The organism is Nostoc sp., assembly GCF_054880495.1.
Window position 1 is genome coordinate 1 of sequence record NZ_JBTYKD010000364.1, and the last position, 13,695, is coordinate 13,695.

At 42.4% G+C, this 13,695-nt stretch carries 13 protein-coding genes; 9 read left to right on the top strand and 4 right to left on the bottom strand.

What is annotated here, in order from left to right; translation table 11 throughout:
- Positions 1–734, bottom strand: a 734-nt coding sequence (locus tag ACYTXL_RS30505) for an amino acid ABC transporter ATP-binding protein (protein ID WP_461927888.1), incomplete at its 3' end; no start/stop codon positions are given.
- 262 nt (positions 735–996) lie between these two features.
- Between ACYTXL_RS30505 and ACYTXL_RS30510 the strand changes: the two genes are divergently transcribed.
- The 5 genes from ACYTXL_RS30510 to ACYTXL_RS30530 all read left to right on the top strand — a co-directional run bounded on the left by ACYTXL_RS30510 (position 997) and on the right by ACYTXL_RS30530 (position 8,503).
- On the top strand, positions 997–2,514 hold the full coding sequence (locus ACYTXL_RS30510; protein ID WP_461927889.1) for an ABC transporter permease subunit: 1,518 nt from the start codon (positions 997–999) through the stop codon (positions 2,512–2,514).
- A gap of 963 nt (positions 2,515–3,477) precedes the next feature.
- On the top strand, positions 3,478–4,362 hold the full coding sequence (locus ACYTXL_RS30515; protein ID WP_461927900.1) for a lipid kinase: 885 nt from the start codon (positions 3,478–3,480) through the stop codon (positions 4,360–4,362).
- 435 nt (positions 4,363–4,797) lie between these two features.
- Complete coding sequence (locus tag ACYTXL_RS30520; RefSeq protein ID WP_461927890.1) at positions 4,798–5,151, top strand: hypothetical protein; 354 nt, start codon at positions 4,798–4,800, stop codon at positions 5,149–5,151.
- 219 nt (positions 5,152–5,370) lie between these two features.
- The gene (locus ACYTXL_RS30525; RefSeq protein WP_461927891.1) at positions 5,371–6,723 is read left to right on the top strand and encodes a histidine phosphatase family protein; all 1,353 of its coding nucleotides are present in this window, start codon (positions 5,371–5,373) and stop codon (positions 6,721–6,723) included.
- Between the two features lie 478 nt (positions 6,724–7,201).
- Positions 7,202–8,503, top strand: coding sequence for a dihydroorotase (locus ACYTXL_RS30530; RefSeq protein WP_461927892.1), 1,302 nt, complete (start codon positions 7,202–7,204; stop codon positions 8,501–8,503).
- A 255-nt stretch (positions 8,504–8,758) separates the two neighbouring features.
- On the opposite strand, the gene ACYTXL_RS30535 is transcribed toward ACYTXL_RS30530, so the two are convergent.
- The 3 genes from ACYTXL_RS30535 to budA are packed head-to-tail and all read right to left on the bottom strand — an operon-like array spanning position 8,759 to position 10,526.
- Positions 8,759–9,277, bottom strand: a complete 519-nt coding sequence (locus ACYTXL_RS30535; protein ID WP_461927893.1) for a GNAT family N-acetyltransferase — start codon at positions 9,275–9,277, stop codon at positions 8,759–8,761.
- Between the two features lie 28 nt (positions 9,278–9,305).
- Positions 9,306–9,707: a VOC family protein gene (locus ACYTXL_RS30540; RefSeq protein WP_461927894.1), complete on the bottom strand. Its 402-nt coding sequence runs from the start codon at positions 9,705–9,707 to the stop codon at positions 9,306–9,308.
- 45 nt (positions 9,708–9,752) lie between these two features.
- Positions 9,753–10,526 (bottom strand): acetolactate decarboxylase, encoded by a 774-nt coding sequence (gene budA, locus ACYTXL_RS30545; protein WP_461927895.1) that lies wholly within the window; start codon positions 10,524–10,526, stop codon positions 9,753–9,755.
- Positions 10,527–11,045: 519 nt separating this feature from the next.
- Here budA and ACYTXL_RS30550 point away from each other — a divergent pair.
- The 4 genes from ACYTXL_RS30550 to ACYTXL_RS30565 form a co-directional block, all read left to right on the top strand.
- Positions 11,046–11,993, top strand: a complete 948-nt coding sequence (locus ACYTXL_RS30550; protein ID WP_461927896.1) for a zinc-binding dehydrogenase — start codon at positions 11,046–11,048, stop codon at positions 11,991–11,993.
- Between the two features lie 11 nt (positions 11,994–12,004).
- Positions 12,005–12,349 carry an inorganic diphosphatase gene (locus tag ACYTXL_RS30555; RefSeq protein ID WP_461927897.1) on the top strand — a complete coding sequence of 115 codons (345 nt, stop codon included), beginning with the start codon at positions 12,005–12,007 and terminating at the stop codon, positions 12,347–12,349.
- Between the two features lie 32 nt (positions 12,350–12,381).
- Positions 12,382–13,182 (top strand): SDR family oxidoreductase, encoded by an 801-nt coding sequence (locus tag ACYTXL_RS30560; RefSeq protein WP_461927898.1) that lies wholly within the window; start codon positions 12,382–12,384, stop codon positions 13,180–13,182.
- A gap of 114 nt (positions 13,183–13,296) precedes the next feature.
- A partial coding sequence (locus ACYTXL_RS30565) for a nucleoside/nucleotide kinase family protein (RefSeq protein WP_461927899.1) occupies positions 13,297–13,695 on the top strand: 399 nt, incomplete at its 3' end.

The window sequence follows — 13,695 nt, forward strand, 5'->3', positions numbered from 1 at the left end:
AGGAAAATACGTAGGCGATCGCTTTGGGGATTGGTCAGAACTTCGTAAGCTGAACCTTGTTCTGTGACAATACCTTGATCTAAAAATATCACCTGATGGGCTACTTCTTTTGCAAATTGCATTTCATGGGTGACAACCACCATTGTCATCCCTTCTGATGCCAATTGTTGCATCACTTGCAAAACTTCGCCAACGAGTTCGGGATCTAGGGCGCTGGTGGGTTCGTCAAATAGCATGATTTGGGGATTCATACATAAACTACGAGCGATCGCTACTCGTTGCTTTTGTCCGCCAGAAAGTTGTTCGGGATAACTAGATGCTTTGTCAAATAAGCCGACTTTTTCGAGATATAATCTCGCTAGTTGGGCGCTTTCCTTTGGTGTTTTACCCAGTACTTTACGGGGCGCAAGTGTCATATTTTCTAGGACGCTGAGATGAGGAAACAGGTTGAACTGTTGGAAAACCATGCCTACTTGTGTTCGTAGTTGTCGCAGTTGGCTATAGTTGACAGTAGGGCGGGATAAGTTGATACCGTTGATTATTAAACGTCCGTTGTCAATGGTTTCTAGGCGGTTGAAGCAGCGTAGTAGGGTACTTTTGCCACAGCCGGAGGAACCGATCACTGCAACGACTTCTCCCCGGTTGATTTCACCTGTGATTCCTTTGAGGACTTTTAGGGAGCCAAAGTTTTTTTCTATATTGTCAAAAATAATCGCGGGGATGGTATTGTTCATTACTTATGTCAAGCTGTTCTACAGTTGATTGTAAGGTTTTTAATGTAGACCGTGCAGCAGTCCTAAAAAATGCCTCAGAATTCATTCTGACGCTAATAGCTAAAGCCTGCTAAAGAGGACTTAGTAAGGGTTAAAGTCTACTTCAGTAGACTTTAACTATTAGCCAAGAAATTTATTTCTTGGCGGGAGATTGGACAGTTGCAAGATATAACTTGAACGAACCGCAGAGGCGCAGAGGGCGCAGAGGGAGAGAGAAAATAATATGGCTAAATTTGATCTTGGGCGTTGGCTGCGCTGGTGTGTGGTTGTAGGTTTTAGCTGTTTGTTACTGGTTGGCTGTGCTGTGAATCCTAGCGCGGGGAAAACTCTGCAGATTGCTACCGAACCGGCGTTTCCACCTTTTGAGTTTCAAGGACAAGGTGGTGAGTTGCAAGGTTTTTCGATTGATTTGATGAATGCGATCGCTTCCTCAGCTAACTTTAAAGTGGATTTTCAAAGTCTGCCTTTTGATGGCATTATCCCAGCTTTGAAAGGCAAAACGGTAGATGCGGCGATTAGTTCGATCACGATTACACAGGAAAGGGCGAAGACGATTGATTTTTCCCGTCCTTATTTTAAGGCTGGGTTAGCGATCGCCATCCGTGCAGATAATCAAAATATTACTGGTTTTGACAGTCTCAAAAATAAAAAAATCGCGGTACAAATTGGTACAACTGGGGCTGCAAAGGCTAAGAGTATTCCTGGAGTGCAAATTCGCAGTTTTGATTCAGCACCTTTAGCCCTGCAAGAATTGTTCAATGGTAATGTCGATGCGGTAATCAATGATGCACCAGTGACTTTATATGCTATTAATACGAGAAATCTTCAGGGAATTAAAATAGTACAGCAATTGCTGACAGAGGAGTTTTACGGGATTGCTACAGCTAAAAATTCGCCAAATTTGGTATTAATAAATAATGGTTTAGATCGGGTGCTGAAAAATGGCACTTATTCCCAAATTTATCGAAAATGGTTTAAAACTGAACCCCCATCATTACCAGTTAAATCACCATTTGAGAATAAAAGTAAGGCTGGCGCTCCTAAAATATTAACTTCAATTGACGTGATTTTGCAGGCTTTTCCGACTTTATTACAGGGAGCATTAGTAACGTTGCAATTGACGATACTTTCTGTAGTGTTTGGTTTAATTGGGGGTTCGCTGATTGGTATTGTACGACTTTCTCATATTGCACCTGTGCGTTGGGTGGCGAGGGCGTATGTGGATTTTTTCCGAGGAACGCCTTTGTTGCTGCAAATTTTTATCATTTACTTTGGATTACCTGCAATTTTACAAGAACTTGGTTTGACATTTACTTTTGATCGTCTGACTGCTGGGGTAATTGCTTTAAGTTTGAATAGTGCTGCATACATTGCCGAAATTGTCCGTGGTGGGATTCAATCGATTGAATCAGGACAAGCAGAAGCAGCACAATCATTAGGTTTGAATTCTGTACAAATAATGAGTTATGTAATTTTTCCCCAGGCTTTCCGGCGGATGATTCCACCTTTAGGTAATGAGTTTATTGGTTTGTTGAAAGATACAAGCTTAGTTTCTGTGATTGGGTTTGAAGAATTAGTACGTAAAGGGCAGTTAATTATCGCCGATAACTATCGCGTCTTTGAAATTTACGTCGATATATCAGTGATTTATTTGTGTTTGACGTTACTTTCTTCACAGGCGTTTAGTCGCTTAGAAGTGTGGATGAATCCGGTTAAACGGCACAAGAGGTACGATACCTAATAGTTTTTAAGTAATTTTCCCAATTTACTTCAATTAATGAAATGCTGCTCTCAATCCTTGATTCACCATACTAACGACTGTGGAATCTTCTTGGATGTCACTAGCAGTATTTATTGGGATTGCTAAAGCCTTCAAATGGTTGTAGCAGAATCGATTGGACTGTAGCTGTATCTAACGAGCGTGGAATCAAGTTCTATGAAAGAATAGGTGCAAAGATCATCAACAAAGTAAAATTATGTCGCTTAGATGGTGAGGCACTAAGTAAGTAAATCTTAAGTAGGGGAAGCAGGAGTAGCTCAGGCTTCCTCTTAGAACTTTAGCGAAGACAGTGCAAACTACGAACAATCTTTACCATTAATTAAATAAAGTTAAATAATTGTAAATATTAATATAGGAATCATATTTGATTTCTGAAAAAATCTCGGTAGTCTTGTAGTAGACCCTCTTGGCTAGAATGTTGCAAAAAAATTGTAGGTTGGGTGGAGGCTTTGCGTAACCCAACATCCTGATAATCAGTTGGGTTGCGCTCCGCTCCACCCAACCTACGTCTACGTCTAATGCACTATTTTAGCCTAGAGGGTCCACTACGTGCATTTCAAAAATCAAATACTAGTCCTATAGTATAAATACAAATTTTATCTAAAACCATGTATTTATACCAATAAACAATATCTCATTGTTAGGCATTATATTCTGAGTATTATAATATTGGTATGAATCCTCTCTTAAAAATACCTAAATCCAGTCCTTGAGTGAGTAAAAAATATATTTACTTGGTATCCACACACGGACGGCTAATAGAGATAAAATAGAAATTAAAAATTCTAACTACAACATAATAACCATTGACGAAATGAATTTTTGATAACTGTCATTACAACTTAAACACTTTTTTATAGTCAACTTGAAGCAGAATACATGGATGCGGATTATTGGACATATCAACTACAAAAGGTACTAGCCATGAGTTCCCGCGCACTGCTGTTAGTAAATCGTCATGCCCGCCAAGGGCAAAAGGGTGTGTCAGAAGCGATTCAATATCTGAAGACACTCGGCTTTGATTTAATTGAGGAGTCTACAGAAGACCCCAAACATCTTGCTGAAGTTATATTTCGCTATCAACATCAAGTTGAGTTGGTAATCATTGGTGGAGGAGATGGGACTCTCAATGCCGCAGTAGATGCTTTAGTTGATACTCAGTTGCCCTTGGGAATCTTGCCTCTGGGAACTGCCAACGATTTAGCGAGGACTTTGGAAATTCCAAATTCCCTCAGCGAAGCTTGCAAAATTATTGCATATAGAAATTTACACCGCATCGACTTGGGTTGCGTGAACGGCAAACACTTTTTTAATGTTGCCAGTCTGGGATTAAGTGTAAAAATTACCGAACTACTTACCAAAGAAGTTAAACGCCGTTGGGGAATATTTGCTTATGCTGCCACTGCCTTGCAAGTGATTTGGGAAGCTAGACCTTTTACTGCGGAGATTGTGATTAATGGTGAATCAGTTCGCGTGAAAACAGTGCAAATTGCTGTAGGTAACGGCCGCTATTACGGCGGTGGTATGACAGTGGCTGAGGATGCCACAATCGATGATCAAAGGCTAGACCTTTATAGCTTGGAGCTTAAACACTGGTGGCAAATTATACTATTGCTTCCGGCAATGCGACAAGGGCGACATATACATTGGCAGAGTGTACGTTCTCTTCAAGGTCAAGAAATAGAGGTGTATACTCACAAACCGCGTCCGATCAATACAGATGGTGAAATCACTACTTATACACCTGCTCATTTTCGGGTTATACCTAAAGCTATAGCTGTTTTAGTACCCCCAGAAATCAGGCGTTAGGAATTATTCTCCCACGCTGCGGTCAGCTAAAGCTACATCTAGCCCAGTCTTTTTCAGGACTTACGCAACTGCCACAAGGCGATCGCTATCTTTAGTACACAAGTCTTAATAAGTGGAATGCACAAAGAGGCTTCTGCTGTGCTGTACAACAGTGATTGATAGTAGTGAAGCACTATTCAAATTTTTCTCTTGAAAATTTAGACAACGTAACTCAAATAAATGCCGGCATATCTCAACGAACTTAACCGCGATCGCTAGTTATAGCTTGGCTTATATTTTATCTGTTTATTTTAGGCAACACAGAGCAGGAATCATTGACAAGCTAAGTATATACGCAATACAATTATTCTTATAGAATCTAACGATAGAGTTAATTAAAAGAATTTGCCCATATAATAAATCCAAGCAATATTAAAGATAATTTGGATAAAACAAATGAACACCAAAATTATTGCTTTCTTGGGAATTACGGCAGCCTTTGCAAACTTAGGAAGCCAAGTGTATGGACAGTCACCAGCATCAAGCTTAAATCGAGGACAATACAGATTAACTGGTGATTCTCTAGTTGGAATTGATCATAGAACAGCCCAAAATGACTTTAGAAGCTTTTTTGAGCAAACTAATCCCGCAAGCATCTCCAACAACAATACAAGAAACAATAAAACTCCACTCAAAATCCGGTTTAACGAATCATTATCACTGCCAGACACTTCTGTTTTCTTAACCCCGGCTCAGTCGGGGAGTGAGAATGATGGATTGCAAGTGCAGTTAGATATAGAGAGACAATAATCAGGTATAAAGGTTAACGCTGTAGTTCTGACCGTAGATGCCTGATGATCAAAACAGCTTTGTTAATAAAATTGTCAATACAACGGCTGTTTTTGCGGCTCATCCTGTCTCGCCTACGAGAATAAAGTTTCGCACCTGACTAAATCCGCATTCCTGAGTCGATAATTCTGCAATCATTTTGCAGTAGAATTAATCGTCTAGATAGAGGAGGGCTTTGCGATGACTCGTGTCATTATTGTGCGCCACGGTCAAAGCGGTTATAACACCGAGCGGCGTATTCAAGGGCGCACTGATGCGTCAACATTAACCGAAAGAGGTCGTAACGATGCTAGTAAAGTAGGCAAAGCCCTCAGCAATATTTTATTTAATGGGATTTACAGCAGTCCCTTGCAACGAGCCAAACACACAGCAGATATTATCCATAGTGAGTTAGCTACTCATCCCGGACAGTCTGCTGTAGTCCAAGTTTCTGATTTGCTGCTGGAAATTGACTTGCCTTTATGGGAAGCACTGCTAACTGCCCAAGTTAAGCAAAAATTTGCCGAAGACTACCGCACTTGGCACGAACGCCCCGACGAACTGCGGATGTTGCTTAATGATGCAGAAGGAACAAGAGAACATTTTCCCGTTCTTGCTTTATACGAACAAGCACGGCAATTTTGGCAAGAAATTTTGTCTTACCATCAAGGCGAAACTATTCTGATAGTTGGACATAACGGAATTAATCGCGCCCTGATTAGCACAGCGCTATCCATCCCTGCAAGTCGCTACCATTCAATACAGCAATCTAACTGTGGCATCACCGTACTAAATTTTGCTGGAGGATTGGGCGAATCAGTCCAACTAGAATCCTTAAATCAGACGCAACACACCGGAGAGATTTTACCCTCATTGCGACCTGATCATCAAGGAATACGGTTGTTACTGGTGCGTCATGGGGAAACTGATTGGAATCGCCAAACTAGGTTTCAAGGGCAAATTGATGTCCCCCTTAACGACAACGGTAGACAACAGTCGGAAAAAGCAGGCGAATTTCTCCAACAGGTAGCGATCGATTTTGCTGTAAGTAGCTCAATGTTGCGCCCTAAAGAAACAGCAGAGATTATCTTAAAACAACATCCTAATGTAAAGTTAGAATTGCAAGATGGTTTAAGAGAAATCAGCCACGGACTCTGGGAAGGAAAATTAGAAACAGAGATAGAGCAAGAGTTTCCGGGAGAATTACAGCGCTGGCGGCTAGTACCAGCGCAAGTTCAAATGCCTGAAGGGGAGAATTTGCAACAAGTTTGGGAGCGCAGCGTTGCAGCTTGGCAATCAATTGTGCAATCAGCATCAACCAATCAATTTAAAACCGTATTAGTAGTAGCTCATGACGCTACTAACAAAACGTTGCTTTGTCACATTCTGGGTTTATCGCTGGAAAATTTCTGGAATTTTCGCCAGGGTAATGGTGCAGTCAGTGTTATCGATTACCCTTCTGGAATCGATGGTTTACCAGTATTGCAAGCGATGAACATCACCACTTACTTGGGTGGAGGGGTACTAGATAAAACAGCAGCAGGGGCATTGTAATAGAGTTAGGAGTTAGGAGTTAGGAGACGCGATTAATCGCGTCTGTACAGGAGTTAGGAGTTTGCAGTGAGGAATAAAGTTACTACAACATGGTGCGTTAGGCTAAAGCCGTAAGGCACCCTACTTTAGACAGGACTTACGCACTAAAAACTTGAAACCTCGATCCCCCCTAACCCCCCTTAAAAAGCTACGGTGTATACACAAGTCTCTCTTGATGCAATTTACGGTTTATCGAATAGCCCAAAGAAACCTCACCCTGGTTCTGCTACGCAAAACCTGTCCCTCTCCGTGAGTTCGGAGAGGGACTAAAGTCAGGACTCTTTGAGGTTTTGTTTTGGTTAATTCGATGACTTGTGTATACACGGTAGCTTAAAAAGGGGGGAAACTCAAAAGCCCGCTTTTTAAGGGGGTTGGGGGATCTCTTGTGCGTAAGTCCTATTTATATCTACTCATAACTAACTCATAACTAAAAACTTTTATGACTGAACTGCTGCAACAAGTACGGGTGATTGATCCGGTTTCGGAAATTGACGGACTCTTTGATGTAGTGATTGCTGATGGTTATATCGAAGCAGTGGCTTCGCGCATTTCTGATATCAGTTCCGATACTCAAATCAGAGATTGTCAGGGATTAGTTCTCGGTCCTGGGTTAGTAGATCTGTACAGCCACTCTGGGGAACCTGGCTTTGAAGAACGGGAAACCCTCTTGTCTCTTTTACAAGCTGCTGCTGCTGGCGGCTTTACCAGAATTAACATTTTACCCGATACATCCCCAGTTATTGATAACCCTGCCCTTGTGGCACAGTTGCAAAATAGGAGACAAGGGGGACAAGGGGGCAATTTTTCTCCCTTGTCTTCCCCCTCTCCCTTATCTCCCCCTCTCTCCCTGCTTCATATCTGGGGTGCTATCACTCTAGATGTTGCTGGGAAGCAAATGACGGAATTGGCAGATTTAGCGTCGGCTGGAGTTGTTGGTTTTACAGATGGTAAGCCTTTAGAAAATTTGGCGCTGGTGCGGGGAGTGTTAGAGTATCTTCAGCCGTTGGGTAAACCAGTAGCTTTTTGGCCTAGCGATCGCCAATTAACAGCAAATGGTGTAATGAGAGAAGGGTCAGATGCTCTCCGTTTCGGTTTACCCCCAATACCCGTCAGCGCGGAAACTACTGCGATCGCAGCTTTGTTAGAATTGGTTGCAACCATAGGCACACCAGTCCATATCATGCGTGTTTCCACATCTCGCAGCGTGGAATTAATTGCCTCAGCCAAGGCTGCTGGTTTACCTATCACCGCCAGCACCACCTGGATGCACCTTTTACTTGATACAAAAGCAGTTAAGACTTATAACACCAGCTTGCATTTAGACCCACCTTTAGGTAATTCTCGTGATGTAGCGGCGTTGCGTGCGGGGGTACGTGCGGGTGTGATCGATGCGATCGCTATTGACCATACACCTTACAGCTATGAAGAAAAAGTCCAAGCTTTTGCCGAATCACCCGCCGGGGCTATTGGTTTAGAGTTAGCATTACCTTTGCTATGGCAATATCTTGTTGAAACTGGCGAATTTACAGCTTTAGAATTATGGCGGGCATTGAGTAGCAGTCCAGCCGAGTGTTTGGGGCAAAAAGTCAGCGCGATCGTACCTCCTCAACCAGCAGAACTTACTTTATTTGATCCCCAGCAAACCTGGAAAGTCGAACGAAAAAGTCTTTATACACTTTCACAAAATACAGCTTGGTTAGGACAACAATTAAAAGGTCGTGTTGTGCAAACTTGGTGTTGAAAAATGCAAAAAAGTCTGAGATTCATGACTTTATATAGAGGTATCAAGGCATTGGTATCTCAAACTTATATAGCCTTACTTACAGCCGTTTTCATGTATTTGAACCACATCTGTCGTAAGGGCACAGCATTGCTGTGCCCCTACCGTGTGGTCTATTTACCTGAAAATAGCTGTAATCATTCGTGAACAACGAGATCCCCGACTTCTCTAAGAAGTCGGGGATCTGATTCTTGTGAATCTGAATTTAATTATCTATCAGCGTTTTCGGTACTGTAGTTCGTGGTTAAATTCATTTTGGTTAGACTCAATATTTTTAAAGCATATCGCGCGGACAAATCCCAGATTATGCAATAAGGCAATAGAACGGTAATTTTGGATATTAACATTAGCGCAAAAATCCAGATTTTGGTATGTCTCAACTAAATAATTAATCATACACTTCACCGCTTCGCGTGCATAACCTTTTCCCCAAAAATTAGGGAAAAACACATATCCCAGGATTGCACTATTATCTACAGTAATTGTTGCTTGAACATATCCAACGTAGCATTTATCTACAAAAGACCAAACAGCCCAATTCAACCAAATCTCCATTCCATCTGGTGATTGACGACGTGCTAACATTGTGTAGCGATCGCGAAGTGATTCAACGCTTTCTGGCGGCACATCTTCGATAAAGTTGTATATACTCGCACTCTGTAATCCATCAAAAAGCAGTTCGGCATGATCCGGTTTTAGTGGTTCTAAACAGAGTCGTTGAGAGTACATTTTCATCTTGTGAACTAGCGCTGCACTAACATTGTTAAACTTCTCTACCGCCTGTATGTGAGGAAGTTAACGTTAATAGATAGCCATCCGGTGCAGTCAAAGTAAATGAACTGTGGATTCTGCCTGGTTCAATCTCAGAAACAGTCAGTCCCCACTTTCTAAAAGTATCTCTGGTGGCATAAACATCATCTAGCATCAGATCAAAAGGCGCATTGATTCCAGGCGCGATCGCTTCTGAACTTGTTCTCAAAACTAAGTGCGTTCCTCCGCGTAATTCTAAAACAGCTAATTGTTCTGATTGGGTGATCAGCCGCAGCCCTATCTTGACAAAAAAATCGCTAGCCTCCGGTACATTACTCACATATAATTTCACATGACCAATCGCCACAGGGGGACGGGTATCCTTTTCTTTTGCAATAGTTTCTGGTAGTGACATAGCTTTAATCCAAAAATATTTAGTTACCGTTTAACTCTGTTGACTTCAGTTAAATTTGCCATCTCCCAAATCAGCTTGGTCAAATTCAGCAGTTTTGGGCAAATTTATCTCAACGTTTGATAGAGTATCAAGTTCTACTTTAGCATTTTGGAATTGCCCATCTAAAACATGTCCTCCAGTTTTACGATTTGCAGTTATGAAATGAAAGTGATATCCATTAACATTTACTCCTTGCATATATTTGGGTGTCCGAAAACCGACTAAAGTACCATTCACGTTCCTTAACTCAAAAATTGATTCTTCTTTGATCACATCTGCTAAAGGACGATAGGGTGCGGTTTGTTTGGGAACACTTCTAAATTTGAGATAAGGAAAATTACCTTGAATCCGAATAGCATAAGGTTGATTTTTAGTCGGTAAGCGCTGATCTAACGATTGCTGCAATTTTTGATAATTAATTTGCCCTTCTAGATTAATTAATGTTTGTGGTTTAAAAAAAGTGACTGTAGCAAAAGGGCTTTTCATCGAATCAGGAATAACAGAGGCAACTCCATCAGATTTTAACTGATAAAAGTTGCCATCTAATCCAATCATTTCTCCATCCAGATAATTTACTGTCCCCAAACCAAAATTACCGTATTTTCTCAATTCCTTAAAATTACTATTTCCCTCATAAATACCTATTGACAAAGCACTAATTGTAGATGTTTGAAATAGGGTACTTGATGAGGTATGTTGCTGAGTTCTCCCTGGAAGAATGATACCTAATAATACAGTTATGGTTAAAAGAGTTATCCATAAATAACGCTTAAGTTTCATAAGATAAAATTATTACTTTTGAATGCTCGTGTACTACGTAGGAAAATCCCTAGAGGCCTGGAAGGCCACTTCTCCTAGAGTAGGAGGTTGACCAATATTTACCAATACTGTTCGGTTAAGAGTAGATCCCCCCAACCCCCCTTAAAAAGGGGGGCTGAAAATGCCTTATTTTTCCCCCTTTTTAAGGGGGACTAAGGGGGATCTCAAATGACTAACCGAGCAGTATTGGGAGGTTGACAGCGACTAGCTTACAACGTAGCCATAAATGCAAGCAAGCATTGATGAAACAAATCTTTTCGCGGGATGCTTGATTCTTTTGTCTGTATTGTGATAGTTTTCTTTCTACCCCCTAAAATAACTATAAATCTATCGAGTTACCGTAGTTTGTTAAATATCATTAACCTAGTTGTGGGAATTTGGGGTAAAGAAGCACTAGCGAAATCTATCGAGTTTATTATTTTAGGCAGTACATCGTGAACCACCGATCTAGAAATTCATCTCTAAGCCAGGGCATTCTCTATGACTAAAATACGTGCTGTGATTGTTGATCCAAATGTGGTTGGACGTTTGGCACTGAGTGAGGTGACTGCACCAACACCTGCCCCAGATGAGGCACTAGTCAGAGTGACCGCGATTTCTCTCAATCGGGGAGAGGTAAAACGTTCAACTACTGCTGAGGCTGGTTGGCAGCCTGGTTGGGACTTGGCAGGTGTAGTAGAAACCCCCGCTGCTGATGGGTCGGGGCTTCCCCAAGGGGCGCGTGTAGTTGGCTTTCGCCGCGCCGGTGCTTGGGCAGAACTCGTATCTGTTGCCACCAACGCCTTAGCAGAAGTGCCGCCATCGGTATCCTTTGCTCAAGCTGCCACACTGCCTGTAGCAGGTTTAACCGCGTATCATGCAGTACTAAAAGGTGGTTCGCTGTTAGGTCGTCCAGTTCTAGTTACAGGTGCATCAGGAGGTGTTGGTTACTTTGCTATCCAATTGGCGCAACTGTCAGGGGCGCACGTCGTAGCATACATTCGTCAAGCTGGCTATGAGACTCTAGTTAGAGAAGCAGGGGCACAATCGGTGGTGATTGGCGAAGACCTCTCACCCGCCAGCGAATATGGCCCCTATGATCTAATTATAGAGTCAGTGGGTGGCAAGACTTTGGGGGTAGCCCTTAGCTTACTGGCACAGGATGGAAAAACTGTGCTGTATGGAGTATCTGGGGGAGCAGAAGTAACATTTAACGCCGCTCAATTTTATGGGACTGGTGGCGTGAGTTTGTATGGTTTACGTCTGTTCGATGAACTGAGATATGAATCAGCCGCAGTCGGTCTAAAACGGCTTTTGACTCTAGTAGAAGCAGGTAAGTTGCGTCCTCACATTGATTTAGAAGCTTCTTGGACACAAATAGCTGATGTAGCGCAACAACTACTCGACAGGCGTTTTCCTGGTAAGGCTGTCTTACACATTTCCAATTGAGTATTAGCTGCATGGGGAATAGTACTGACTTCTGGTTCAAACTAGATCAGCTTGTAGCCGCTAGTAATCTCAAGATAGATCGTCCAAAAGGGACATCACATCTACGTTATCCATCCTTCGTTTATCCACTGGACTATGGATACTTGGAAAACACTCGCTCTGGAGATGGAGATGATATTGATGTTTGGATAGGTAGCTTGTCTAGTCAAACAGTAACTGCCGTCATTTGTAGTGTTGATTTGGAAAAGCGAGATACAGAAATCAAGATACTTCTGGGTTGTACATCAGGGGAAAGTCGAACCATTTTCGATATCCACAATACAGGCTCTCAATCAGCAATGTTATTGGTTCGCTAGTAAATTACTTAGATTTTTGAGGGGAACTTTGTATGAGCTTAGAATTAAAACTATCAGGTAAAACAGCGATTGTTACAGGAGGAAGTGCGGGAATTGGTTTAGCAACTGCCAAAGCCCTCTATAGTGAGGGTGTAAATGTTGCGATCGCAGCCCGCAATCAAGAACGCTTAGATCAGGCAGTGGCTGAAATCCAATCCCTACCCACTCCAGGGGCGAAAGTTATTGCCATCAGCGCCGATTTAACAAAAGCAGAGGATATTGAGAAAGTTGTCTCCACAACATTGGCCCAGTTTAATCAGATTGATATCTTGATTAATAATGCAGGTTCAGCCCGTGCTGGGTCTTTCCTAGAATCCACTGATGATTTATTTTTGGATGCTTGGAACTTAAAATTATTGGGCTATATCCGCCTAGTTAGAGCCGTCGTCCCCCATCAAAAAAGTCGCGGTGATGGCCGGATTGTCAATATAGTCGGCTGTGCAGGACGCACACCTCGTCCTAACTTCCTAGCTGGTGGTACGAGTAATGCGGCTCTGCTCAACTTTACAAAGGGCATTTCTAAAGAGTTAGCCGAGTACAAGATTCGCATTAATGCTATCTCCCCTGGTGCTACAGCTACCGAGCGTGCCGAGACTTTAGCGCGGCAAAACGCCCAAGCGCAAGGGATTACCGTCGAGGAAGTAAAGGCACAAAACATCCAAAGTATTCCTTTAAAAAGAATTGCCCAGCCAGAAGAAATTGCTGCCCTGGCGCTATTTTTGGTGTCTGATCTTGCTGCATCGATTACAGGAACAGAGATTATCGTTGATGGCGGATCTACCCCTGGTATTTAACAGTAGAGACGCGATTCATCGCCTCTGATGAATCGCGTCTCTACTTTTGTCAAAACATAAACTTCTTGGAGATTAAAAACATGCAAGTTCCATACTTGGGCAAAGGAGCGATGCATGGGTGATACACGCGTTACTGTTTTGGAAACAATAGCAGATACTTTAATCGAGCGTGCTGAGGCTCTACCTTCTCGTGTTCTGCAAGTAGTGGTGACAGGCATTACTGCTAGTGGCAAATCCACATTGGCACAGGAGCTAGCGCAAATATTAACCAGACGTGGAAGAAGTTCTGTTCACATTGCAGTGGATGATTTCCATAACCCACGTCACCTGCGCCATCGGCGAGGTCGTGAGTCGGCTGAAGGCTACTATTTTGATGCCTACAACTATTCGCTCCTCAAAAAGCTTGTGCTTGAACCACTGGGGCCTGGGGGTAATTTAATCTACCAGGCACATGGGTTCGACTTGGAAACAGATGCTCCAGTGGAAGAGGCACTTAATAAAGCCAATCCTGGA

What these genes read in the sequence shown, in the direction of transcription:
- ACYTXL_RS30510 (WP_461927889.1), top strand. Translation starts at nt 997, where the DNA reads ATGGCTAAATTTGATCTTGGGCGTTGGCTGCGCTGGTGTGTGGTTGTA.
- ACYTXL_RS30520 (WP_461927890.1), top strand. Translation starts at nt 4,798, where the DNA reads ATGAACACCAAAATTATTGCTTTCTTGGGAATTACGGCAGCCTTTGCA.
- ACYTXL_RS30550 (WP_461927896.1), top strand. Translation starts at nt 11,046, where the DNA reads ATGACTAAAATACGTGCTGTGATTGTTGATCCAAATGTGGTTGGACGT.
- ACYTXL_RS30535 (WP_461927893.1), bottom strand. Translation starts at nt 9,277, where the DNA reads ATGAAAATGTACTCTCAACGACTCTGTTTAGAACCACTAAAACCGGAT.
- ACYTXL_RS30525 (WP_461927891.1), top strand. Translation starts at nt 5,371, where the DNA reads ATGACTCGTGTCATTATTGTGCGCCACGGTCAAAGCGGTTATAACACC.
- ACYTXL_RS30515 (WP_461927900.1), top strand. Translation starts at nt 3,478, where the DNA reads ATGAGTTCCCGCGCACTGCTGTTAGTAAATCGTCATGCCCGCCAAGGG.
- ACYTXL_RS30530 (WP_461927892.1), top strand. Translation starts at nt 7,202, where the DNA reads ATGACTGAACTGCTGCAACAAGTACGGGTGATTGATCCGGTTTCGGAA.
- budA (WP_461927895.1), bottom strand. Translation starts at nt 10,526, where the DNA reads ATGAAACTTAAGCGTTATTTATGGATAACTCTTTTAACCATAACTGTA.
- ACYTXL_RS30540 (WP_461927894.1), bottom strand. Translation starts at nt 9,707, where the DNA reads ATGTCACTACCAGAAACTATTGCAAAAGAAAAGGATACCCGTCCCCCT.
- ACYTXL_RS30560 (WP_461927898.1), top strand. Translation starts at nt 12,382, where the DNA reads ATGAGCTTAGAATTAAAACTATCAGGTAAAACAGCGATTGTTACAGGA.
- ACYTXL_RS30555 (WP_461927897.1), top strand. Translation starts at nt 12,005, where the DNA reads ATGGGGAATAGTACTGACTTCTGGTTCAAACTAGATCAGCTTGTAGCC.